At 49.4% G+C, this 22,268-nt stretch carries 23 protein-coding genes and 1 rRNA gene; 6 read left to right on the top strand and 18 right to left on the bottom strand.

Annotation, left to right across the window (positions count from 1 at the left end):
• The 4 genes from C7R92_RS21845 to groES form a co-directional block, all read right to left on the bottom strand.
• Nucleotides 1–182, bottom strand: a 16S ribosomal RNA gene (locus C7R92_RS21845); the annotation flags it as partial.
• A gap of 272 nt (nt 183–454) precedes the next feature.
• A complete protein-coding gene (locus C7R92_RS21840) occupies nt 455–1,237 on the bottom strand; it encodes an HAD family hydrolase (protein WP_106835623.1) in 783 nt (260 codons plus the stop codon).
• Nucleotides 1,238–1,445: 208 nt separating this feature from the next.
• On the bottom strand, nt 1,446–3,077 hold the full coding sequence (gene groL, locus C7R92_RS21835; RefSeq protein WP_017246591.1) for a chaperonin GroEL: 1,632 nt from the start codon (nt 3,075–3,077) through the stop codon (nt 1,446–1,448).
• A 55-nt stretch (nt 3,078–3,132) separates the two neighbouring features.
• Complete coding sequence (gene groES, locus C7R92_RS21830; protein WP_007721023.1) at nt 3,133–3,417, bottom strand: co-chaperone GroES; 285 nt, start codon at nt 3,415–3,417, stop codon at nt 3,133–3,135.
• A gap of 265 nt (nt 3,418–3,682) precedes the next feature.
• Between groES and C7R92_RS21825 the strand changes: the two genes are divergently transcribed.
• Entirely contained in the window at nt 3,683–5,002 is a 1,320-nt protein-coding gene (locus C7R92_RS21825; RefSeq protein WP_106835622.1) for a CAP-associated domain-containing protein, read from the top strand.
• 66 nt (nt 5,003–5,068) lie between these two features.
• Here the strand turns inward: C7R92_RS21825 and C7R92_RS21820 are convergent, their stop codons facing one another.
• From C7R92_RS21820 to C7R92_RS21795, 6 genes are all read right to left on the bottom strand, one after another.
• Nucleotides 5,069–5,488 carry a hypothetical protein gene (locus C7R92_RS21820; protein ID WP_106835621.1) on the bottom strand — a complete coding sequence of 140 codons (420 nt, stop codon included), beginning with the start codon at nt 5,486–5,488 and terminating at the stop codon, nt 5,069–5,071.
• A 103-nt stretch (nt 5,489–5,591) separates the two neighbouring features.
• The gene (gene tatC, locus C7R92_RS21815) at nt 5,592–6,368 is read right to left on the bottom strand and encodes a twin-arginine translocase subunit TatC (RefSeq protein ID WP_106835620.1); all 777 of its coding nucleotides are present in this window, start codon (nt 6,366–6,368) and stop codon (nt 5,592–5,594) included.
• Between the two features lie 21 nt (nt 6,369–6,389).
• A complete protein-coding gene (gene tatA, locus C7R92_RS21810) occupies nt 6,390–6,755 on the bottom strand; it encodes a twin-arginine translocase TatA/TatE family subunit (RefSeq protein ID WP_069852148.1) in 366 nt (121 codons plus the stop codon).
• 61 nt (nt 6,756–6,816) lie between these two features.
• Nucleotides 6,817–7,818, bottom strand: coding sequence for a molybdopterin-binding protein (locus tag C7R92_RS21805; protein ID WP_106835619.1), 1,002 nt, complete (start codon nt 7,816–7,818; stop codon nt 6,817–6,819).
• Nucleotides 7,812–8,327: a MogA/MoaB family molybdenum cofactor biosynthesis protein gene (locus tag C7R92_RS21800; protein WP_012684262.1), complete on the bottom strand. Its 516-nt coding sequence runs from the start codon at nt 8,325–8,327 to the stop codon at nt 7,812–7,814. The genes C7R92_RS21805 and C7R92_RS21800 overlap by 7 nt, the downstream gene beginning before the upstream one ends.
• A 131-nt stretch (nt 8,328–8,458) precedes the next feature.
• A complete protein-coding gene (locus C7R92_RS21795; RefSeq protein ID WP_106835618.1) occupies nt 8,459–9,037 on the bottom strand; it encodes a 5-formyltetrahydrofolate cyclo-ligase in 579 nt (192 codons plus the stop codon).
• A gap of 106 nt (nt 9,038–9,143) precedes the next feature.
• On the opposite strand from C7R92_RS21795, the gene C7R92_RS21790 reads away from it, so the two are divergent.
• Complete coding sequence (locus tag C7R92_RS21790; RefSeq protein WP_106835617.1) at nt 9,144–11,078, top strand: ABC-F family ATP-binding cassette domain-containing protein; 1,935 nt, start codon at nt 9,144–9,146, stop codon at nt 11,076–11,078.
• An 8-nt stretch (nt 11,079–11,086) separates the two neighbouring features.
• Here the strand turns inward: C7R92_RS21790 and C7R92_RS21785 are convergent, their stop codons facing one another.
• Nucleotides 11,087–13,324, bottom strand: a complete 2,238-nt coding sequence (locus C7R92_RS21785) for a hypothetical protein (protein WP_106835616.1) — start codon at nt 13,322–13,324, stop codon at nt 11,087–11,089.
• Nucleotides 13,325–13,569: 245 nt separating this feature from the next.
• Here C7R92_RS21785 and C7R92_RS21780 point away from each other — a divergent pair, with 245 nt between their 5' ends.
• Together C7R92_RS21780 and C7R92_RS21775 are read left to right on the top strand one after the other, a co-directional pair.
• Entirely contained in the window at nt 13,570–14,151 is a 582-nt protein-coding gene (locus tag C7R92_RS21780; RefSeq protein ID WP_106835615.1) for a sigma-70 family RNA polymerase sigma factor, read from the top strand.
• Nucleotides 14,123–14,623, top strand: coding sequence for a DUF3600 domain-containing protein (locus C7R92_RS21775; RefSeq protein ID WP_069852136.1), 501 nt, complete (start codon nt 14,123–14,125; stop codon nt 14,621–14,623). Before C7R92_RS21780 ends, C7R92_RS21775 begins: the two co-directional genes overlap by 29 nt.
• 342 nt (nt 14,624–14,965) lie before the next feature.
• Here the strand turns inward: C7R92_RS21775 and tsaD are convergent, their stop codons facing one another.
• The 6 genes from tsaD to C7R92_RS21740 form a co-directional block, all read right to left on the bottom strand.
• A complete protein-coding gene (tsaD, locus tag C7R92_RS21765) occupies nt 14,966–16,048 on the bottom strand; it encodes a tRNA (adenosine(37)-N6)-threonylcarbamoyltransferase complex transferase subunit TsaD (RefSeq protein ID WP_069852134.1) in 1,083 nt (360 codons plus the stop codon).
• The gene (gene rimI / locus C7R92_RS21760; protein WP_017246603.1) at nt 16,048–16,503 is read right to left on the bottom strand and encodes a ribosomal protein S18-alanine N-acetyltransferase; all 456 of its coding nucleotides are present in this window, start codon (nt 16,501–16,503) and stop codon (nt 16,048–16,050) included. The genes tsaD and rimI overlap by 1 nt, the downstream gene beginning before the upstream one ends.
• 4 nt (nt 16,504–16,507) lie before the next feature.
• Nucleotides 16,508–17,230 carry a tRNA (adenosine(37)-N6)-threonylcarbamoyltransferase complex dimerization subunit type 1 TsaB gene (gene tsaB / locus C7R92_RS21755; RefSeq protein WP_017246604.1) on the bottom strand — a complete coding sequence of 241 codons (723 nt, stop codon included), beginning with the start codon at nt 17,228–17,230 and terminating at the stop codon, nt 16,508–16,510.
• A complete protein-coding gene (tsaE, locus tag C7R92_RS21750) occupies nt 17,211–17,681 on the bottom strand; it encodes a tRNA (adenosine(37)-N6)-threonylcarbamoyltransferase complex ATPase subunit type 1 TsaE (protein WP_106835624.1) in 471 nt (156 codons plus the stop codon). The genes tsaB and tsaE overlap by 20 nt, the downstream gene beginning before the upstream one ends.
• Before the next feature lie 5 nt (nt 17,682–17,686).
• A complete protein-coding gene (thiL, locus tag C7R92_RS21745) occupies nt 17,687–18,703 on the bottom strand; it encodes a thiamine-phosphate kinase (protein ID WP_017246606.1) in 1,017 nt (338 codons plus the stop codon).
• A gap of 98 nt (nt 18,704–18,801) precedes the next feature.
• On the bottom strand, nt 18,802–19,263 hold the full coding sequence (locus C7R92_RS21740) for a SprT family protein (protein ID WP_017246607.1): 462 nt from the start codon (nt 19,261–19,263) through the stop codon (nt 18,802–18,804).
• Nucleotides 19,264–19,455: 192 nt separating this feature from the next.
• Here C7R92_RS21740 and C7R92_RS21735 point away from each other — a divergent pair, with 192 nt between their 5' ends.
• Both C7R92_RS21735 and cmpA read left to right on the top strand, forming a co-directional pair.
• Nucleotides 19,456–19,794, top strand: a complete 339-nt coding sequence (locus tag C7R92_RS21735; RefSeq protein ID WP_017246608.1) for a hypothetical protein — start codon at nt 19,456–19,458, stop codon at nt 19,792–19,794.
• 76 nt (nt 19,795–19,870) lie between these two features.
• Nucleotides 19,871–19,993, top strand: coding sequence for a cortex morphogenetic protein CmpA (gene cmpA / locus C7R92_RS21730; protein WP_012684250.1), 123 nt, complete (start codon nt 19,871–19,873; stop codon nt 19,991–19,993).
• A gap of 67 nt (nt 19,994–20,060) precedes the next feature.
• Here the strand turns inward: cmpA and C7R92_RS21725 are convergent, their stop codons facing one another.
• Nucleotides 20,061–22,223 (bottom strand): Tex family protein, encoded by a 2,163-nt coding sequence (locus C7R92_RS21725; protein WP_106835614.1) that lies wholly within the window; start codon nt 22,221–22,223, stop codon nt 20,061–20,063.
• Nucleotides 22,224–22,268 lie beyond the last annotated feature (45 nt).

Genomic DNA, 22,268 nt, shown 5'->3' with positions numbered 1-22,268 from the left:
ATGCGATCCAAAAACCTATCCAGTATTAGCATAAGTTTCCCTATGTTATCCCAGTCTGAGAGGCAGGTTGCCTACGTGTTACTCACCCGTCCGCCGCTAGCCTCCGAAGAGACTCGCTCGACTTGCATGTATTAGGCACGCCGCCAGCGTTCGTCCTGAGCCAGGATCAAACTCTCCAATAAAGTTTGTTACTGGTTCAAAGCTGGCAAATCATTTAATGATAGACTCATTAACGCTTTCGCTGTTCAGTTTTCAAAGAGCATATCGTTCTTTTCTTTCGTCGTTAGCGCTTGTGGCGCCGACCTTTTAAACTATATCAGGTCTTCTTTTGAAAATCAAGAGTTATTTTTAGAAGTTCGAAGTTTTTTTCATTCTCTCTAAAATTCCCTTCAAAAGCGACAAGAGTTATCATACCAAGCCGGAAGCAAAAACGCAAGCATTATTACCTAGAATTTTATCCCACCCCCTGTTCATCCAGAACAGACAGCAATTCTCCCATAGAACCAATCACAATTCGCGGCATGAAAAGCTCCGGAAGCTCTGACAATAATGGATTCTTGCACTCCCTCCTCCACTTCTCCAAACAGAACAAACGCATTCTGTGATCATTTGCACGCATCTGCGGTTGGAACATCAACAATTCCTCTGGCAATTTTCGCTCTATTAATATAGAGGTCACATGACTGCGGTTAGCAAGTTGAATGTCATGATCCAAACGATCTCCTACATGAGCAATTACTTTTCCCTGCAGTTTTTGCAAAATAACTGGGTCTGGCTTGCCAGTACCAGCTCGTTCTGGCGTAATGATCTCATCAAAGTACTCCAGCAAGCCTAATGCCTCCATTACTGGTGCCTGAAACTTGTGGAATCCATTTGTGACCACTGCCAGCGAAAAGCCCCGCTTCTTTGTCTCCTCGAGCATCTGGAGAATCCCATCCTCGAGCAAATTAACCTTGGGCATTACAGAGTGTTTCCGAACCAGCGATTCAATATCAATCTTTTTTTCTATACTCAATGCATCACATCTACTAACAAGAATATCATCCCAATCATACGCTTCTACGTAGCGTTCTTGGGACATACGCCGCTCATGCTCTGTTACCATTTCTGAAACAATGTCGTGCTCTCTCCCCAATTGACCGGAGATTACACGCGCAATCTCCGGAAATACCCACGCTCCAAACGGGTTTTGCATCAAAGTTCCATCCAGATCAAAGCTAAGCCAGCGTTTGCTCATTTTATCGCCCCCGACGTAAGTCCTTCGATAAATTGCTTGGAAGCAAATCATCGGCAATGAATAGTGTAAGCACACTTAACGGAATGGTGCTAAAAGAAGTCATCCCACACTCCGATCAGATGAACTATCCTCACGATCGCCAGTTTCACATAAAAAAGAGACAGACGATTTGTCTGCCTCTCTTTGAAGAAAACGGCGCGCCGCTTTCTTACATCATGCCCATACCGCCCATGCCACCCATATCTGGCATGCCCATAGGAGCTTTGTTTTCTTCTGGTTTGTCAGCAATTACTGCTTCTGTAGTCAGGAACATAGCCGCTACAGATGCAGCGTTGGACAGTGCGGAGCGAGTAACTTTCGCCGCATCAACGATACCAGCTTCGAGCATGTTTACATACTCTTCAGTAGCTGCGTTGAAACCAATGCCCACTGCTTCTTTTTTCAGACGCTCTACGATTACAGAACCTTCGAGTCCTGCGTTCGCAGCGATTTGACGAACTGGCTCTTCCAGGGAACGGAGTACGATTTGTACACCTACAGCCTCTTCGCCACCTACATTGATCGCTTCAACCGCTTTGATTGCGTTGATCAAAGTAGTACCACCACCAGGTACGATACCTTCTTCTACTGCTGCGCGAGTAGAGTTCAGAGCGTCCTCGATGCGGAGTTTTTTCTCTTTCAATTCGGTTTCAGTAGCTGCACCGACTTTGATTACTGCTACGCCGCCAGCCAATTTAGCCAGACGCTCTTGCAGTTTTTCACGATCGAAATCGGAAGTCGTATCTTCGATTTGTTGACGGATTTGGGTTACGCGGCCCTCGATGGAAGCCTTGTCGCCAGCACCTTCAACAACAGTTGTGTTTTCTTTTGTAACCACGATTTTACCAGCGCGACCCAATTGCTCCAGCTTAGTGGATTTCAGATCCAGACCCAGCTCTTCCGTGATCACTTCGCCGCCAGTGAGAGCAGCGATGTCTTGCAGCATAGCTTTGCGGCGGTCGCCGAAGCCAGGAGCTTTAACCGCTACAGCTGTGAAGGTACCACGCAGTTTGTTCACTACGAGAGTAGCGAGCGCTTCGCCTTCAACATCTTCAGCGATGATCAAGAGAGGTTTGCCGCTTTGTACTACTTGCTCGAGTACAGGCAGAACTTCCTGGATGTTGGAGATTTTTTTGTCAGTGATCAGGATGTAAGGGTTGTTCAGAACCGCTTCCATCTTGTCAGTGTCAGTGATCATGTAAGGGGAAGCGTAGCCACGGTCAAATTGCATACCTTCTACTACTTCCAGTTCTGTTACGAATCCTTTGGATTCTTCAACAGTGATTACGCCATCTTTGCCCACTTTTTCCATTGCTTCAGCGATCAGGTTTCCTACTTCAGGATCATCAGCGGAAATAGCAGCTACTTGCGCGATAGAGGATTTGTTCTCAACCGGCTTCGCGATGGATTTGATTTCTTCTACAGCTGCACGAACTGCTTTTTCCATACCACGACGGATAACCATTGGGTTAGCGCCAGCAGTTACGTTTTTCAGACCTTCACGGATCATAGCTGCAGCAAGTACAGTTGCAGTTGTTGTACCGTCACCAGCGATGTCGTTGGTTTTGGTAGCAACTTCTTTAACCAGTTGCGCACCCATGTTTTCGTAAGCGTCTTCCAGCTCGATTTCTTTCGCAATGGTAACACCGTCGTTCGTGATCAACGGAGAACCGAATTTTTTCTCAAGAACCACGTTACGGCCTTTTGGACCGAGGGTTACTTTAACCGCATTTGCCAAAGTTTCAACACCGCGGAGCATGGAGCGGCGAGCGTCTTCAGAGAATTTGACTTGTTTAGCCATCTAAACTCAACCTCCTGTTATGTGTTTATTCGTTCGACTTCCTATGTTAAGAGCCTTAACCGATGATCGCGAGGATATCGGATTCGCGCAGCACGAGGTATTCCTTGTTGTCTACCTTTACTTCAGTACCAGCGTATTTGGAGAAGATTACTTTATCGCCTTCTTTTACTTCCAAAGCGATGCGCTCGCCGTTGTCAGCAACACGGCCAGAACCTACTGCGATGACGCGGCCTTCTTGCGGTTTTTCCTTTGCAGAATCAGGCAAAACGATACCGCTTGCAGTCGTTTCGTCTTTGGAGATAGCTTCGATTACCACACGGTCACCCAATGGCTTAAGCACTAAAAACACCCTCCTCAAAAAATGTAGGTAAACAATATTTCTGTTGTTAGCACTCGACTGTTATGAGTGCTAACACCCAATTCCTATAATAATGAATCACTATGTACTTTGCAAGTAGTTTCCCTCACTTTTTTCCATCTGCAACTGCTTGGCCACTCTTCCTCCTATCAAATTGCACTCTCTAGCAAAAAGGTTCTAGTATTCGGACACGCTCATATAAATGAGACATAGAATCTGGCAAGCTCGCTAAGGAGGGAATTGTTCCATGCACAAATGGCTCTGGATTGGCTTAATTGCCCTGGGAGTCTTGGGAATCAGCCGTCTCTTCACTTCGGATACTACTTCCTTTATACGGGTCAACCTTAACCCCGCCTCCATCTATTGGGATGGCCGTGAAATTGTCGCAAGCGAAAAGCCCGGGTACTACACGGAGGAAGGCAAGGAAATACCAGCTTCCTTCGAATACGAAGGAACATTATATGTACCTCTGTCCATGATCAGTCGCCACTTGAATAAACCTATCGGTTGGGATGAAACTTCCCAAACTGCTTGGGTCGGTCATACTCCTGTATTCACTATCGGACAGCCTGAAAAACAGACTACACCCGATGCGGTTCCTGCCTCTCTGCCGCTTCCCCAAAAGGCTGCAACAACCAAACCACCTGCAGCACCCATTCGAGTGGAGAAGCATAACACGATTTTTGACATAGCTCTCGGCATGTCTTCTGAGGAAGTACACAAGCGATTAGGTGAGCCCGCCCGCAAAGAGCCAAGCAGTCTCGGCTATCAATGGTGGGTGTACAATCGCGAGCCTGCCCGATACATGCAAGTCGGCATCGCAAATGACAAAGTCGTCGATGTGTACTCACTCGCTCCGACAGCAAAGCTCGGAAACATCGGAGTCGGCACCAGCCAGCACTCACTCGAGCGTCAGTTGGCTGTACAAAACATTGTTTCTTTCTCTTTTCAGGGGGCACAAATCCAAATTACCAATCAAAAGCAGCAACGCCCTCTCGTCATGAAAGACGGTACCCCCTACATTTATTACTTGGACAAGCAGAATGGCAACAAGGTCACCGCTGTACGTATGATGGATACGCAAATGCTATTGCGCGGTAGTTTTTACGAAACGAAATGGTCCTATCAAGGTCAGGCGCCCAATTTTGATCCCCCGCCGCTTCGTGTTGGTGAACGAGAACAGGTCAATGCTGCATCAGAGAGGCAAATCCTCGATCTGGTCAATATCTCCCGCTACCGATACAAGCTCCCGCCCCTTCAATGGAACGAAAAAGCTGCAGATGTGGCACGAAAACACAGCATGGACATGGAGGGCAACAATTTCTTCGATCACATCTCTGCAACTACTGGGAGTAATCCATTTGACCGCATGAAAAGTGCCTCTCTCGCTTACAGCATGGCCGGTGAGAATATTGCAGCAGGCTACACGGATGCCATCGAAGCTCATGAAAGCTGGATGAACAGTCCAGGCCATCGCAAAAACGTACTCGAAAAAGGCTTTACCCAGTTAGGAGTAGGCGTATATACAGACTACTTCACTCAAACCTTCCTCACTCCCACGAAATAATCGAAAAGCCCAGTTCGTCGCTTTTTATGGACGACCGGGCTTATTTTTGCAAGAAGAAGCGCCACTTTACGGCAATTTCACTTGCTCCCTCAGATGGTCAACTTTTTCGGTAAACTCCACAACGACCGTCTCATATTCTTTCGTGTGCAGAATCAGCCACGGACGACGCTCCCCTTTTTTGGGCATGATGACAAACATCTCTGCAATCATCGCATCGAGATTAGCGGATTTTAGTTTCATCGACTTTGGGGGGACTAGCGGAATTTTCACGATCATGGCAGAATTCAACGATGGATTAAACTCTAAGACCCGCCCACTCACACTCTGCAAAATCTGCTGGGCTTCCTCCTGAAATCCAGCTGTATTTTCAAAGCTAGCCACAACACGCTGCTTGTCCGTATCAAACAGTTCGATAGGCTCTCCCAGCCCGGCGGCATGAGCAGTACTCCCTGAAAAGAGTAACGCCAAGCATACGATCAGCCACATATTCAGCACCTCCCGGATCATAACGTCCGTAGTATTTCCAAATTTCTGCTGAAATACAAAAAAGTCCTCTGCCACTCGGGACAGAAGACTTTTCTCATGCTCGTTATTGAATGGGTTCGTTTGTTTCCAGACTACCGTATTCTTGTTCCCACGCTTCTTGTTCTTTCAATTGCCTGCGATAAACAACACGGGATAGCCAAATACTCAGCTCGTACAAAAGCAGCAAAGGAATGATCACAAGAATATCGCTGACAATCTCAGGAGGCGTCAAGGTAATCCCGACGACAGCCAGTGCAAAGTAAGCGTAGCGTCGTGCCTTTGCCAGCCTCATTGGATTGAGGATGCGCAGTCTCGTCAGGAACATGACGATAATCGGCAACTGGAACAGTATCCCGAACGGAATGACCATATTAAACATGAAGCCAAAGTATTGCGCGATTCCGTAGTTCGGGTCTGCACCCATCGATGCTGTAATACTGGTCATAAACTGCATGACCATCGGGAAAACGACGTAGTAGCCAAACAGGATACCAACGATAAACAGAAAACAAGCCGCCGGGATGAAATAAAGCGTCCCGCGCTTTTCCTGTACTTCCATCCCTGGAGAAACAAAACGCCAAACGTGATAAAGTGCTACAGGCAGTGTAATGACAGCGCCGACTATGAAGGCAACCTGCATGTAAACACGAAGTGCGTCTGACGGATGCAACGAGACAATGGGCACGCCATCCGCAATCGGTTCTTGCTTTAAATAATCCACGAGTGGACCGGCGAGGAAAAAACCGACGATCAATGCGACAATAAACACGGCCAGCACCCATATGATGCGCTTGCGCAGTTCCGTCAGGTGTTCTACCACTGTCATTTCCTGATCCTTCATGGTAACCACCAACCTTACCTGTTACGCGTTCTTCTGCTCTTTTTCCATTTGCAGGCGCTCTAGCTCCAGCTTTTCGCGGATTTCTTTTTCCAAGCGCTCGCGTTCCATTTTTTCACGAACTTCGCGTTCAATTCGCTCCCGCTCCGCTGCTTCCTTCTCAGCGACAACAGGCGTTGTTTTGGCAGACGCTTCTTTGGAGGCTAGCTCCTTGCGCTTTTTTTCCTCATCGTCGTCTTCATCGTCGCTTGTCAGACTACGCGTAGCATTTTTGAATTCTTTCAAAGTATGACCTACCGCACGCCCCAATTCTGGAAGCTTTTTCGGACCGAAAAGCACCAAGGCTAAAACTAAAATTAAGATTAATCCAGGAATCCCAATTGAGCTCATACGTGTTCACTCCTTTTTCTTGTGAAGTCGTTTGCTTTTCGTTATTTGCCAGTCTAACCAGCTAGCACTTTCGTAAACCACCATATCCGAGTCTTGTCATATCAGATGCCACAATTCGCTCCCCAACCAGAATACGCGGCAAAAATACATCAAAGGAAGTAAACGTTTCATGCATGACCGCTCCCGGCAATCCGAGAATCGGCACTTCACCTTTGTAAGCAACCATCAACATGGAACCCGGCAGCATCGGCGTACCGTAGCGCACTACTTCCGCTCCTACTCCTGCAATCGCTCCCGGCGTGCGGTCATCTGGATCGACAGACATGCCCCCCGTGACCAAGATCAGATCGACCCCTTCATCGAGGAACGAATGAATCTGCTGTTCGATCGCTTCCTTGTCATCTGGCGCAAAGCGCTGGTCTACTAAAGTAGAGCCGAGAGCTTCTACCTTGTTTCGAATGACAGGACCGAACTTGTCTGCAATTCTGCCAGAGAAAACTTCTCCCCCTGTTGTAACAAGTCCCACTCTTTTATCCTGAAACGTTTTTACTTGTACAATCGGTTCGTCAAACTGTTTGGTCAGTTGCTCCAGCTCGATGATTCGAGACTCTTCCATAATTAACGGGATGATTCTCGTAGCCGCCAATGTATGTCCCGGATGCACGACCTGATCGCCGTAAATCGTGGAGAACGCAATTCCTTCGAGCTTGTTCAACGCATGGACAGCTTCCTCATTGATTTTAGCTAAACCTGTTCTCGCGGCCTTCATCGACACCTTGCCCTCATAAGGAGGCGTCAAGGTCAAGCCTTGTCCGGAAACAGCCTTTGCAATACGAATGCCCGCTTCTTCCTCATGGATGTAGCCTTCTGGCATCTCCAGCACGTAAATATGCTCTTTGCCAATGGACAACAACGGCTCAATATCCGCCTCGGTGACAACATGTCCTTTTTTGAACAAGCGTCCTTTGAATTCTCCAGGTAAAATTTGTGTCATATCGTGAGGAAGCATCATGCCGATCGCTTCACGCACTGGCACTTCCCGCATCTGAGGTTTTTCTACCAATGCAATCCTCCCCAATCTTCGTTTGCTTCTCCCGTTCCTTGCAAAATGTGCAAAGCGTCGGACAGCATATCGCCAATCGCATTGAAACAGATTTCTACGCCTTTCGGATTACCAGGGAGGTTGATAATCAACGAATTACCCCTGGTTCCCGCAACTGCACGGGTCAACATCGCCCGTCGGGATTGCTTCAAACCAGCACGGCGCATTTCTTCGGCCAAGCCTGGGACTGGTCTGTCAATAACCCACGCGGTCACTTCTGGCGTTACGTCTCGCGGGCTAAGTCCTGTGCCCCCCGTAACAATCAACAGATCGCATTTTTCGCGGTCTACGAGCTCAATCATATGTTCTTGCAAATCTTCCATATCATCACTAACGGCACGGTATACAGCGACATCTACTTGAAGCCATTCCCTTGTCAGATGACGAACGATTGGCATACGATCGTCCACACGATCTCCTCTGGCAATCGAATCACTTGCAGAAATAACGCCTACCTTCCATTTGCTCACGATACATTCCTCCGGTTTCTCATTCGATAGTATTGTACACTTTTCTGTCAAAAACGTCTCGTCGTTTTTCCTTGGCGGATAGCACCATTCGCTACAGTAGAAGGCATGACAAAGCTACCGACACAAAACATTCAAAAATGCAGAAGACCTTTTTCGGTGACAACTGCATCTAGCAAAACATCATGAGACTCTAGGGGTACATGCTCCACAACCTGTATAGAGAAGCCGACTCCAACCAAGAACGGGAGCTTTTTCAGCGTTGCCAGAAAGCGGTCATAATAACCACCGCCATACCCCATTCGCCCGCCCTTGCTATCAAAAGCAACACCAGGAACAATGATCGCATCCAAGTGTGATACGTCCGCTTCCTCTGCCAGAGCAGGGTCTGGCTCCCAAATCCCGTATACTCCTTGCTTTAGCATGTGCGGTCCCGTATACCGATAGGGAATGAGACGTCTCTCGGCAACGTTTGTGAGAGGTAGCCATATGTCTTGGCCCCGCTTTTTTGCCTCATACAGAAAGGGCAAAATATCCAGTTCATCGCCAAAAGGATGGAAAGCCATGATTGCTTTGGCATCAGCCAGCCTTTCATGAGACAGCAAATGATCGCATACTTCTCTGGAAAGCTGCTCCCGTTCCTTTGCAGACATGGACTTGCGTCTCTCCAAAATATGGCTTCGCAGCTGTTTTTTATTCGTTTTTTGGCCCATGACAACCTCTTCCCTCTTTCGTCACGTGCATGGACATTCCGACGAGGCTTGTCCCATGCGCTCTCTCTAGGCTACACTGGCATTAGTATATAAAGAGGTGAATCCGATGATTTTGCTACAAGCTGAACATATAGAAAAAACGTATGGTATCGAAACCATTCTACAAGACATCTCCCTGCAAATTCAAACCGGGGAACGGGTTGGTCTGGTTGGCGTAAACGGTGCAGGAAAATCGACTCTGATGAAGATCCTCGCCGGCGAGCTAAGCTACGACAAAGGAATTATCCGCATTCCAAAGGATGTTACACTTGGCTATTTGGCACAAAACAGTGGCCTTGAATCGGAACGATCGATTTGGGATGAGTTGCTCTCTGTATTTTCCCATCTACAAAAAGAAGAGCTGGAGCTTCGTGAGCTCGAGGCCAAAATGGGCGATCCGACTATTCTCGCTGATGAGAAGCGTTACCAGCAACTGTTGGAAAATTACTCTCACCGCTCGGAAACCTTTAAGGAAAAGGGCGGTTACAGCTACGAAGGTGCGATTCGTGGGGTTTTGCACGGCCTGCGCTTTGCGGACTTCGATTACACGACTCCGATCCGCACATTGAGCGGCGGACAAAAGACTCGTCTGGCACTAGCCAAGCTGCTGCTCCAATCTCCCACCATTCTCCTGCTCGATGAGCCGACGAACTACCTGGACATCGAGACGCTGACCTGGCTGGAGACGTATTTGCAAAACTATCAGGGCGCCATTCTCGTAGTTTCCCATGACCGTTACTTCCTGGACAAGCTCGTGACCGTTGTCTATGAAATCGAACGGACACGCGCTACCCGCTATGTCGGTAACTACAGCCGCTTCCTCGATGAAAAGGCGGCTCGGCTCGAACAGGATTTGAAGCGATTCGAAAAGCAGCAGGAAGAGATCGCCAAGCTAGAGGATTTCATCGCGCGAAACATTGCAAGGGCTACAACAACTAAACGAGCGCAGAGCCGACGCAAGACCTTGGAAAAGATAGACCGCTTGGACAAGCCGATTATGAACAACAAATCCGTCCACTTCTCCTTTGATGTGGCAAAAATGAGCGGCACTATTGTGATGAAAGCAAACAATGTCGCAATTGGCTACCCGGATGCTGTCCTTTCTCAGGGCCTTACGTTTGAAATCGAGCGTGAAGAACGTGTGGCCTTGGTCGGTCCCAATGGTATCGGAAAATCGACACTGTTAAAAACGATTGTAGAACAGTTGCCTAAGCTGCGGGGCGATATTCATTTCGGAAGCAATGTAACAATCGGGTACTACGACCAGGAGCATCGTAACCTGAACGAACGGAATACAGTGCTCGGCGAAATTTGGGATGAGTACCCGAACATGCTGGAAAAGGACGTCCGCACCTTGCTCGGCAACTTCTTGTTTAGCGGTGATGATGTACAAAAGAAGATCAGCGACCTGTCTGGAGGGGAGCGCGCACGCGTCTCTCTGGCAAAGCTCATGCTGAAGCAAGCAAACTTCCTGATCTTCGACGAGCCGACGAACCACTTGGATATTTTCAGCAAGGAAGTGCTTGAGAACGCCCTCTACGATTATCCGGGTACGATCCTGTTCGTCTCCCATGACCGTTACTTCTTAAACAAGATTGCCACCCGCGTCCTAGAGCTGACAGGTGATGGCGTGACCAGCTATTTGGGTAACTATGATTACTTCGTGGAGAAAAAGCAGGAACTGGAAGAGCTCGCAGCCGAACAAGCAGCGCAGCCCGCAAAAAAACAAGGCGGTACCATGGCGGCACAGCCTGAGAAATCCTCTTATGAGCTAGATAAGGAAGCGAAACGTCGCGAACGTCAACGTCAGCGCCGTTTGGAAGAGATTGAGGTCACGATCCAAAAACGAGAGGCTGACATTCTCAAATGGGAAGAAGAGCTCTGTCTCCCGGAAATTTATAGTGATCATGTGCAGGCAAAAGAACGCAACGAGCAAATCCATGCCGCCAAAGAAGAACTGGAGCAGTTGTATGACGAGTGGAGCGCGCTATCAGAAGAGTAGTCCCCTCTTCACGTAGAACAGCGCTCCTGTGCAGGCTCCTCCAAGGCGGCATAGAGAGCAGGAACCACCAGAAAGGTAATACAGGTAGCTGCAGTGACGATGCCTGAGTCATTGAGGATCAGCCCAGCCAGTGCACCTACAATGACACCAGCAAAACCTTTGACCAAGTAAGGCGTGTCCTTCGCTAGATGGTGCAAAAAGCGGTCGTTTTTCAAGGTGAGAACGCCTAGAGCAATCAGGGAGACGACAAATGCTTTGCTCCAAATGGAAACGCGAATCAAGCGGAGATTCATCGCCAGTTTGCGTTCAATCATCTGCCCTACCTCGGACCATTCACCATGTACAATCTGCTGAGAAAGCCGTCCAACATGGGTCAAGGGCTGATCTGACATGAGACTGATCGCCATCAAACTGCATACACCCATAACCAGGCCGCCTGCCAACAGCAGGAGGCCTTTTTTTCCGATTCGCCAGCCCTCAAGACGTGACAATGCCACGGTAAATCCGATCAGCCCAGCAAGAAAACCGCCTGCGTCTGTTCCCAGGTTCGGTGCCACCATGTAATAAAGCACGACACTGTATATGGCTGTGGAAACAGCAGGCAACCATTTATTTTCCCGACTTAGCTCCTTTTGTCCCCCACGAATTCTCTCGTACAGCGAAGCCACAAGCATGATCGTGCTGCCGATCAGGACCCCTTCGTATTCATTTCCTAGCCCGTAAAATCTCGCTCCGATTACTGGATCATACCCGAGGTACGATTGCCGCATCAAATGAGCGCCAGTCCATCCGTCCACGAGCAGAATGGCTGTCGTCACTCCGCTAACCGTCATCACGATTCGCGGGAGAGCATGGGCTTCCTGCCAAAAGGCCGCAATCAGGGCAGTCATGATGAGCCCCCCCAAGACAACCGCGCCAGAAACCTGCCAGTCGAGCAGGCTCTCTGCCAAAAGCATTGCGGGAAACCATAATAAAGCCAGCAGCGCCAGACGTATTCCTCTACGAAGTCGCAAAAGTCCTGCCCCTTCTCTCTCCCTCCCAAACCACCAAAGAACGACCGCACACCCAACAATGACAATCTGCAGCATGACGTAGGTATAGAGCACTGCTGGCCTTGTCGCATACGTATGATGAATCTCACCTACCTGATTCTGAAAGGCAGTGAGACCATTCCCTTTTTCGATACGTATGACATGACCAGCCAACCCTTTTGGTACGGGTACGTCCAGCCAAGACAGTATGGTTGGTACCATATCGAGTCCACTGACCAATCCCGACTGCCTCGTGGTAGCTGATGTCAAAACTCCACTCGCTTTCTCTCCCCAAATGAACACTGGAGTTAAGAGAGCCTTTTCTTTTGTCGCCACATGTTTGACAGCTGGTGATGCCAATACAATGCGTTGGTGTGGTTTACGTTCCACAAGGAGCTGGTCAAGGAAAAGGGACAAGTCGCGCAAAACGCGCTGATACTGCCGGGTAAACTGACCTGGGTCCATATCCGCACTCAACTGGTATAACCGGGATAAATCTGAGAGTTGAGCAATGATCAAGCCCGCTTGACGCTCGCTGTGGATTTTCTCAAGCAGGTAAGTGTAGTTTGTCTTGATCCCGTACGGATAGCCACGAAGGAGCTCCATACTTTTTGTAGAAATGTCCCCTGTCGGAACCCTGCCTTGCTGATCCATCGCAAACAAAACGGCATGTCTCTGACGGGTATCCTCATAGTCACCGTTTCCATATAAAGCGACCTGAATGTTGTTTGCAGCAAGCACGGTCCCAAGGAGCCCGATTTGCGCGGAATAAGGTTTCTCCCGATTATCTGCCAAGAGCCGGAAAATACCCGGAAAAATAATCGAGGAGCGCGCCACCTCCTGCGCCTGATCACCGCCCAGCTCTTGCGCCCGTTCACCGGCTGTTTCCCTGGTAGAGAGCGATTCATACGGATGATAGCCTGTCCCGCTCTTTTCAGAGTAAAGCGCTTGACCGCCGCTCCCCATGAGCAGGTAGCCGTTTGCGGCTGTGCGCGATCCGGGTGTTCTTATGGACAGAGCCCCAGCTCCTGCATCACCCAACCATTTATCCACAGTAGATAACTTTTTGAGCTGCTCCAGATCATGAAACGACATCCCCTCCACAAACAGCAAGATGACCTGTTGTTTTTCCTTTGCTATCAATGGTTTTCCTATATTTGTAGCTAGAAACAATATCAGGAATGACAAGCAAATCAGCGCGAGTTTCTTTCTCACGAGTCTCCCTCCTGTTGATAACTCGACTTTTTTATCCACATTTTCCACAGAACAATCCACAGAGTACATGCGGTTTTCCCGGTCATTTTCTCGTGTTATCACCAGTATTCACAGGAGTATATGTGAACAATCCAGAAAGTTATCCTATGATGTGGATAAATCATATACAGATGGACGAAAAACAACTGAACCTTTTTGCCTCTGTTAGCGAATATAGGGGTGTAATACGTTCTGGAGGGCCCCCCATGAATGATAAAGAGTTACTCCCTTGGCTGGAAAAGATGCTGACGGGAGACGAAGCAGCTTTTCGCGTCGTTTATCAAGCCACGCACACCGATGTTCATCGTACGATCGCTTTTCTTGTCTACAATAAGCAAGACATCGAAGACATTGCGAACGAGACCTATACTCGTATGTGGCGTTCTTTTCACACCTATGACCAGAATCGGCCGTTTCGATCTTGGCTTCACGGGATCACTGTTCGTCAGGTGCAGGACTGGAAAAGGAAGGCTTGGCGAAGAATACGGCTCTTTGAACGAAACCGCCTCATGCACGATGAGCAATTTGATTGGACAGATTCCGAAGTAATCAAATCAGAGACACAGCTCGAATTGCTCGGAGTGGTTCGTACACTTTCGTACAAGTTACGCGTAGTGGTCATTCTGCGCTATTTTCACGATTATGCGCTGGATGAAATCTCCGAGTTGCTGCAAATCCCGCTGGGTACCGTGAAATCCAGGCATCATCTGGCACTGAAGGCACTACGCAAGCATTGCGAATTAACGGGAGGAGACTCTTATGTCCATAGACAAACAACTACGCGATGAGCTTCTTCAACATGCTAAATCGTTGAAAACCCCACCCGAGATCGAGAGTCGTGTGTACCTCTCCTATCAAAATGACTTCTTGCAAAAGAAAGGGAGATTATCGATGAAAAAACGTTTGGTAAGTGGAATCATAGCTGTGGCTATCCTAATTCCAACGGCAGCCTTAGCTACACCTTATTTGGCTGATCAAATCTTCGGGTCATCGCAAACTATCATCGAGCGTGGTGGCACACAGGAGGATTATCAGGAAATCGAGAAATTGTTTCAGGAAGCGAAAAGCAAGCTGACGGAAGAAGAGTACGCGGAGTTTTCGGCGGTTATGAAACAACTCATGGATTTAAAAATAAAGATTACGGATCAGAACGGGGTTATGCATGAAGATCAATTGACTGCTAAGGAACGGAAGCAGTTTGAAGAGATACTCCCCCAAAAAGCCGCACCCTATTTCGAAAAGATACGTGGTGGCAAATAAAAAAGAGGGACTATCCGTCTTGGGTGGTCCCTCTTTTTCTTGTTTTGATATGTTGAAAAAAGCCGCGTAGGAAGAAGCGCATTTCCAGTCCAAACGCCTCTGAAGCCCACCTGAGTGTAGGATTGAATGTCGGGGAATTTCAGCTTCGCTTATGAACTACTTCATCGAAACTTCTACGCTTGAAGCGCTCCCGACATTCAATCTGGAGCGAACAGTCTAACCTCTTGCGGGGCGTAGGCCGAAGCGTAAACTGGAAATGCGCTTCTTCCTCCCACTGCAGTTACTCATCAAACAAAAAAGCATCTCTGATTCAACTTCAGAGATGCTTTTCATCCATTCACTCTATTGCTCAGAAAGCGACAAGCTTGGGACCCCGTTCAAATCAAGCCCCTCAAACTGTCCTTTTTCATACTTGATAAAGCCTGCCGCCGCAATCATCGCCGCGTTATCCGTACATAGCGTGAACGGTGGAATCACCAACGGAATTCCATCTGCCTCACACCTTGCTTGCAATCGCTCACGTAATCCGCGATTCGCCGCAACGCCGCCCGCCAGCAATACCTGCTTCGCTCCATGAGAACGAGCTGCCCGAATCGTCTTTTCTACGAGCACTTCTGTTACAGAATCTTGGAAGCTCGCAGCCAGATTCGCCGGTTCGATCGTCTCTCCTCGCTGAGCTGCATTGTGCAAGGTATTGAGCACAGCTGACTTCAAGCCACTGAAGCTGAAATCGTAGGAGTCTGGCTCCAGCCATGAACGAGGGAGCGGTACATTTGCCTCCCCTTCATGTGCGAGGCGATCAATATGAGGTCCTCCTGGATACGGCATATTCAGTGCTCGTGCTACCTTGTCATACGCTTCCCCTGCAGCGTCATCTCGCGTTTCCCCTAAAATCTCGAACTGACCGTGCGCCTTCATCCAGACAAGCTCTGTATGTCCGCCCGATACGACGAGTGCGATCAGCGGAAACTCCATTTCTTGCACCAGACGATTCGCGTAAATATGACCCGCGATATGATGCACGCCAATCAGCGGGATGCCTCTGGCCATGGAAATAGCTTTTGCTGCTGCCACGCCAACTAACAGGGCTCCGACAAGCCCAGGCCCGTACGTCACCGCAATTGCCTGGATGTCATCCAACGTTTTCCCAGCCTCAGTCAGTGCCTCTTCGATGGTAAGCGTAATATTCTCTACATGTCTGCGAGAAGCCACCTCTGGCACGACTCCGCCAAACCTTTTATGGATATCAGCTTGGGAAGCAATGACGTTCGACAGCACCTCTCGGCCATCACGGATGACAGCAGCCGATGTCTCGTCGCAGCTTGTTTCAATTCCTAAAATATAAGTAGGAGCACCTGATTCCCTATGTGCTTCGTATTTTTGCTGTATGCGCTTCTCGTAGCGCGACGTATACGTCTTGTTCATTACAATGTCACCCACATAATGATTGCGTCCTCATTGTTATCCGAATAATATCCCTTGCGCCGCCCATGCTCTTTAAAGCCGAGCTTGATATACATATTCCGCGCGACTGTGTTCGAAGGTCGAACTTCCAGCGTCATGCTATGGGCACCCTGCATCTTGGCAACACCCATCATTTTGATCATCAGCGCCAATCCAACCTTCTTTCCACGATACAGTGGATGGACGGCGATATTTGTAATATGTGCCTCATCGATCACGATCCACATGCCGCAGTAAGCGATAACCCTGTTTTGGTGAGCGACGACTACATAGCGTGCATTTGGATTTCTCGTCAGCTCGTTAACAAATGCATCATGCGGCCATGGAGTTGTAAAAGCCAAGCGCTCCAGCTCTGCTACAGCCCCAACGTCCTGCATCGTCATATAACGATATTCCAAATCGATTGGTTGACTCATGCTTTTACTCCTTTACGGCCCCCGCCTGCTTTTGGGCAAGCCACTTCGCTTCTGCTTCTGCCAGTTGCAAATACTCTGGAACCAGTTCATGCGCATTACCGCCGTCTTGAAGCTTGCGCAGTGCCACATAGCCGATATGGGCAGCCCGCGGATGATTGAACGCTGGGGAAGCAAATTGCGCCTGATTCCCGAGCTCTTGCACAATCGTCTCCCGATGCAGCCTTACATCTTCACCCAAGAACAAGATCGGTTCTCCTTGCGCCAGGTCTCGCAACAGTGGCAGCCATTCTCGCAACAGGATGATTTGTTCTGTGGACTGCGCTCGCACCGCCTCCATGCCATGGGAACGATAACAGCCGGTATACACTTGACCTCTACGCGCATCGAACAGCGGCACAATCAATCCAGAGAAGCCTGTGGCATTCATGGCGATTACCTCCAGACTGGATACACCGATGACTGGCACATTCAGTGACCAAGCCATGCTTTTCGCAGAGGCAACGCCGATTCTCACGCCCGTGTAGGAGCCCGGTCCGTTTGCCACCCCGAAGCCGCTGAGTTCCTCTGGTGCTGTTCCTGTTGCATCGAGCAGTTCACTGACGCAGTCCATCAGACGCACGGAATGATTTTTTTGCTGGTTCGTCGTCATTTCTGCCAAGACCCGCTCTTCCTCTACCACAGCTACACTTAGCACCAGATTCGATGTATCAATCGCTAGTACGCGCATCAAAATCAAACTCCTCACACAATTTCACATAACGATTCCCTTGAGGAACCAGCTCGATCATCCGCTGTTCCTCCCCATCTCTACGCAGGAAGACGGTCATCCGATCTGTCGGCAGGACATCCTCGATTAAAGACGCCCACTCTACGACACAGACACCTTCTCCAAAAAAGTAATCGTCCAGACCAAGAGAGTCTGGATCATCGCCTACCCGGTAGACATCCATATGATAAAGCGGCAAGCGCCCCTGATATTCTTTTATGATAGTAAAGGTCGGACTGTTCACTACTTGTCGGACTCCTAGTCCTTTAGCCAACCCCTGGGTAAAGGTTGTCTTGCCCGCCCCCAGATCTCCCTCCATCGCGAGGAAGTCACCTGGCTCAAGCAGACCTGCCAGTTGCTCGGCAAAGCGCTTCGTCTCCTGCGCTCCCGTGAGCCTCCATGTATAGCTCATCTCTTTCATCCACTCCTAAAATGGTTGAATCCCGCTTTGGGTAACGGGAGCTGTTGATCATCGCGCCGAAGCATCAATTCTGGCTCATGCGTTTTTCCTACCACCTCACCGATGACAGTAAACGGGACACCACTAGCGGCAAATTGCTTGCTTACGGCTTCGTAGTGACTTTTCGCAAGCGTTCCGACCAATTGATAATCTTCACCGCCATAAAAAGCCCATTCCAGCGGATCTTTTTCTACGTGCTGTGCATACTCCCGAACTTCGTCATGGATCGGTACTGTTGCAGCATCGACCAAAATCGATACGCCGCTCGCCTCGGCAATCTCCCACAGCTCTGATGCAAGTCCATCACTGACATCATTCAGCGCACTGCATGCCCCTGATTCCAGGAGCAGTCTGCCCGCCTTTATTTGGGCAACGGGACGCTGATGGGCATCCATTAATGTCTCCCAAGGTAAAGAGACGCCTCTTTCAGCAGTCTCGCCTTGCAGGAGAAGATGTAGTCCTGCTGCTGAAGTTCCGACATGCCCTGTAACAAAAACAAGCTGCCCAGGCTTTGCTTGTGAACGACGAATGGCACGCCCTTTTTCTACCTCTCCCAGTACGGTGACACTCAGGTGTAGGGCATCAGGTGCAGAAACGGTATCGCCACCAATGACACGAACTCCATATGCCTGACAAGCCTCGTAAATACCTTCATAGATTTGCTGGCATTCGTCAGGCGTCCATTGCGGACTTACCGCGATACTGACAAGCGCATACCGGGCAACCCCGCCCATCGCTGCAACATCGCTCACATTGCTGATAACAGCCTTATATCCGATATCACTAGGATTCATCGTTTTCTTCAAAAAATGAACCGTCTCCACCATCGCATCGCAACAAGCCACGACTTCCATTTCTGGCGCTGGGGAGAAGACAGCGGCATCATCCCCTATCCCGACGGTCAAACCGTTCCCTTCCTGCCCCGCAGAACGACTCGTCCATTGCCGGATCAGGGAAAATTCGTCGTGTGCCACTTCAAACGCTCCTTTTCCTTCGCGGAAAACATTTTTCGTCTGTTCATTATACCCCTGCTGTCAAAAGACGCGCAAGAAAGCCCAACCCCTCTGACTCTTTACGTCACAAGCTCGCGCAACAGCAGCTTTCCTTTGCAGCGTCCGCAACGATAGCGGCTTGGGTTCATCTTTCGTTTGCGTTTGTAGCTCATGCCACATGCCTTGCAAACCAGCTCGTAGCGATAAGGCAGGGTCGTCCGACCGTTTCCAACCTGTTGGCAGTATCGGCTTCCCCCCACTTGACGCAGAAGCAGTTGAAAATCCCGATCAACGTGACGATACCCGCGCTTTTCTATGTGCAAATGATAATGGCAAAGTTCATGCTTTATGATCGCAATCAATTCCTCCACACCATGCTCCTGCAAATGCTTCGGATTCAGTTCAATATCATGCGAGCGCAGCAAGTACCTTCCGCCAGTCGTGCGCAATCTGCTGTTAAAGCGGGCCTGATGGCGAAAGGGCTTGGCAAAAAATTCGCTGGATATCTGCTCTACCAGCATTTGCAGTTCCGAATCGGTCATCTCATCTCCTCCGCTTCCTTCCTTTCACCATAGCAGTTCCAGTTGAAAAGTGCCAGACAGATAGGCTACACTGAGTGCAAATATACGGTTGTGACCGTTTATTTGCTGACCGCATGCGGTCATATCCTGTTTAATGAAAAACGTCTAAACGTTTTTCACAAATAAACGGTAGACAGAATGGTGGAGGAGCTCATGCGCTATTTGTTGTTGCAGTCCAGTGACGGACTACAGTTTGTCTCGTTGCCCGAATCGCATATGTACCAATTAATCGCTCTATTGAAACGACTTTACAAGGAAATTGACAAATTGACGATCACAGAGCGCCCGGAATTGCCTACTGTTCTGGCAGACTGTGCGGATGTGGAACGGTTAGAGAGCGGGCTTTCGATCGTGGATGGTTTGGAGTACGTCAGTGGTCTGGAACGCCGCTTTGCTGCCCTACAAGAGACCGAGTATCCACTCATCTCTTTATTGACAGAGATCCGTGCCCTGCAAGCCCAATTGGAGTATTTGCACGAAGAAGAAGAGTAAATGAAAATTCTAGGCACCTCCTGCTCGTCTCGGCGCATACATTGCCTATAGACGAATATCTCCAGGAGGTACTTTCATGCCACAATGGATGCGCAGGCAGTTGCAACGTGCCTTTAATGGGAAGGACGTTCGCCAAATTCGTGTGCTCAACAGTTGCTGGTTCTTATATTTAGAAAAAAATGGCGGCCGCCCTGACTGACAGGAGGCCGCCTTTTAGTTCATGTTCAAAAAGTCGTCTTTTCAGCACCGAGAAAGTGGCGAGAACTTTATCCTTCCGTTGGTGCGATCATGGTCATCCCTACACGCTGACGTTTCTCGTCAATTTCTACTACCCATACATCTACGATATCGCCAACCGTCACCACTTCAAGCGGATGTTTCACAAAGCCCTTCTTCAAACGGGAAATGTGCACGAGTCCGTCGTTTTTCAGACCGATATCCACAAACGCTCCGAAGTCGACCACGTTGCGCACAGTACCTTGCAGCTTCATGCCCACACTTAGATCAGACAGCTGGAGAACATCACTTCGCAAGAGTGGTTTTGGCAGCTCGTCACGCGGGTCGCGACCAGGACGCAAGAGGCTGTCCACAATGTCTTGCAGCGTTGGCTCGCCAATCCCAAGCTTCGCAGCGGTCTCTTTTACATCCAAAGACTGTACGCGTTCCTTGCAGTTCTCACTGCCGATCTCTTGAGCGCTAATGCCCAGCATCGACAATAGCTGGTGGGTCGCATCGTACGATTCCGGGTGGATCGGTGTTTTGTCCAACGGATTCGCTCCCTCCATCACACGGAGAAACCCGATGCACTGCTCGTACGTTTTAGCACCCAAGCGCGGAACAGCCTTCAGTTGGGAGCGCTCCGTGAACTTCCCGATCTCGTCCCGTTTTTTCACGATATTCCCCGCTACTTGACGGCTGATCCCTGATACATACTGCAATAGAGAAGGAGACGCAGTATTCACATCTACTCCGACATGGTTTACCGCAGACTCAACCACAAACTGTAGGCTGTCTGCCAGCCGCGATTGGGAAACATCGTGCTGGTACTGACCAACCCCGACGGACTTCGGATCGATTTTGACCAACTCAGCAAGCGGGTCCTGCAAACGACGCGCGATCGAAGCCGCACTTCGCTCTGCTACATCCAAGTCCGGGAATTCTTCCTTGGCCAGGGGGGAAGCAGAATACACGGATGCACCTGCCTCGTTCACGATGATGTACATTACCTCTCGCTTCAGCTCTTTCAGCAGCGTGGCAATGAACTGTTCTGTTTCGCGCGAAGCAGTACCGTTCCCAATCGCCACAACCGTAACCCCATAGGTTTCGATCAACTGTTTCACTTTCACTGTAGCTTCTGCCACTTTATTCGCCGGAGGGGTCGGATAAACGACGGCAACCTCCAGCAGTTTGCCAGTTTCGTCTACAACGGCGAGCTTACAGCCTGTCCGAAACGCCGGATCGACCCCAAGTACGACTTTGCCTTTTACAGGCGGTTGAAGCAGCAAATTGCGCAGGTTTTCTGCAAAGATGTGAATAGCACGTTCCTCGGCTGCCTCTGTCAGCTCCGCGCGCACCTCTCGTTCAATAGAAGGAGCAATCAGACGTTTATACGCGTCCTCGACTGTCAATGTCAGCAGATCGCGGGCAACTGTATCACGAGGAAGGGTGCGTTTTTGCATCCAAGCCAAAATCTCTGCGACAGGCGCTTCAATGGAAACCTTCAAAATGCCTTCGTTTTCTCCCCGATTGATGGCCAGCACCCGATGTGGAACGACCTTTTTCAGAGGCTCACTATATGCGTAATACATTTGGTATACATTTTTCTCGTCTGCTTCTTCGGCTTTCTGCTCAGTCAAAAGCAATCCTTTTTGCACCGAGCGTTGACGAACCCACTGGCGAATTTCTGGGTCATCAGACAGAAGTTCCGCCACGATGTCCATTGCTCCTTGCAGAGCTTGTTCAGTCGTCTCTACGCCTTTTTCCGGGTTGATATATGGTTTTGCTTCTTCTTCCGGATTCCCAGTTTTCGGTAAACTCATGAGGTAGTTGGCAAGTGGCTCTAGTCCCTTCTCCTTGGCCATGGTTGCACGCGTGCGGCGTTTTTGGCGGTAAGGGCGGTACAGGTCTTCTACCTCTTGCAGCTTTGTCGCACGCTCAATAGCTGCGCGCAGCTCGTCCGTCAGCTTGCCTTGCTCATCGATGAGCCGAACGACTTCTTCCTTCCGCACTGACAGGTTGCGTAAATAGCGAACGCGTTCCTCAATCGCTCGAATTTGCGTTTCATCTAGCTGCCCCGTCATTTCTTTGCGGTAGCGGGCAATAAAAGGAACCGTGTTTCCTTCATCCAGAAGAGCAACTGTGCGCTCCACCTGGTGAGGTTTGACACCCGTATCTTGGGCGATTGTCTGGATCATCAACGTAAGCTCCATACCTGTCCTCCTGCGCTCATTCTTCGTCGTTTATTGTATCACATT

This window comes from Brevibacillus porteri, assembly GCF_003013475.1.
Classification (GTDB): domain Bacteria; phylum Bacillota; class Bacilli; order Brevibacillales; family Brevibacillaceae; genus Brevibacillus; species Brevibacillus porteri.
This window is presented reverse-complemented; position numbering and strand designations above follow the sequence as displayed.

What these genes read in the sequence shown, in the direction of transcription:
- groL (WP_017246591.1), bottom strand. Translation starts at nt 3,077, where the DNA reads ATGGCTAAACAAGTCAAATTCTCTGAAGACGCTCGCCGCTCCATGCTC.
- cmpA (WP_012684250.1), top strand. Translation starts at nt 19,871, where the DNA reads ATGCCACAATGGATGCGCAGGCAGTTGCAACGTGCCTTTAATGGGAAG.
- C7R92_RS21775 (WP_069852136.1), top strand. Translation starts at nt 14,123, where the DNA reads ATGTCCATAGACAAACAACTACGCGATGAGCTTCTTCAACATGCTAAA.
- C7R92_RS21725 (WP_106835614.1), bottom strand. Translation starts at nt 22,223, where the DNA reads ATGGAGCTTACGTTGATGATCCAGACAATCGCCCAAGATACGGGTGTC.
- tsaB (WP_017246604.1), bottom strand. Translation starts at nt 17,230, where the DNA reads ATGCGCGTACTAGCGATTGATACATCGAATCTGGTGCTAAGTGTAGCT.
- C7R92_RS21795 (WP_106835618.1), bottom strand. Translation starts at nt 9,037, where the DNA reads ATGGGCCAAAAAACGAATAAAAAACAGCTGCGAAGCCATATTTTGGAG.
- C7R92_RS21790 (WP_106835617.1), top strand. Translation starts at nt 9,144, where the DNA reads ATGATTTTGCTACAAGCTGAACATATAGAAAAAACGTATGGTATCGAA.
- tsaD (WP_069852134.1), bottom strand. Translation starts at nt 16,048, where the DNA reads ATGAACAAGACGTATACGTCGCGCTACGAGAAGCGCATACAGCAAAAA.
- tatA (WP_069852148.1), bottom strand. Translation starts at nt 6,755, where the DNA reads ATGAGCTCAATTGGGATTCCTGGATTAATCTTAATTTTAGTTTTAGCC.
- tsaE (WP_106835624.1), bottom strand. Translation starts at nt 17,681, where the DNA reads ATGAGCTATACATGGAGGCTCACGGGAGCGCAGGAGACGAAGCGCTTT.
- C7R92_RS21840 (WP_106835623.1), bottom strand. Translation starts at nt 1,237, where the DNA reads ATGAGCAAACGCTGGCTTAGCTTTGATCTGGATGGAACTTTGATGCAA.
- C7R92_RS21825 (WP_106835622.1), top strand. Translation starts at nt 3,683, where the DNA reads ATGCACAAATGGCTCTGGATTGGCTTAATTGCCCTGGGAGTCTTGGGA.
- C7R92_RS21735 (WP_017246608.1), top strand. Translation starts at nt 19,456, where the DNA reads ATGCGCTATTTGTTGTTGCAGTCCAGTGACGGACTACAGTTTGTCTCG.
- C7R92_RS21820 (WP_106835621.1), bottom strand. Translation starts at nt 5,488, where the DNA reads ATGTGGCTGATCGTATGCTTGGCGTTACTCTTTTCAGGGAGTACTGCT.
- C7R92_RS21780 (WP_106835615.1), top strand. Translation starts at nt 13,570, where the DNA reads ATGAATGATAAAGAGTTACTCCCTTGGCTGGAAAAGATGCTGACGGGA.
- tatC (WP_106835620.1), bottom strand. Translation starts at nt 6,368, where the DNA reads ATGAAGGATCAGGAAATGACAGTGGTAGAACACCTGACGGAACTGCGC.
- rimI (WP_017246603.1), bottom strand. Translation starts at nt 16,503, where the DNA reads ATGAGTCAACCAATCGATTTGGAATATCGTTATATGACGATGCAGGAC.
- C7R92_RS21740 (WP_017246607.1), bottom strand. Translation starts at nt 19,263, where the DNA reads ATGACCGATTCGGAACTGCAAATGCTGGTAGAGCAGATATCCAGCGAA.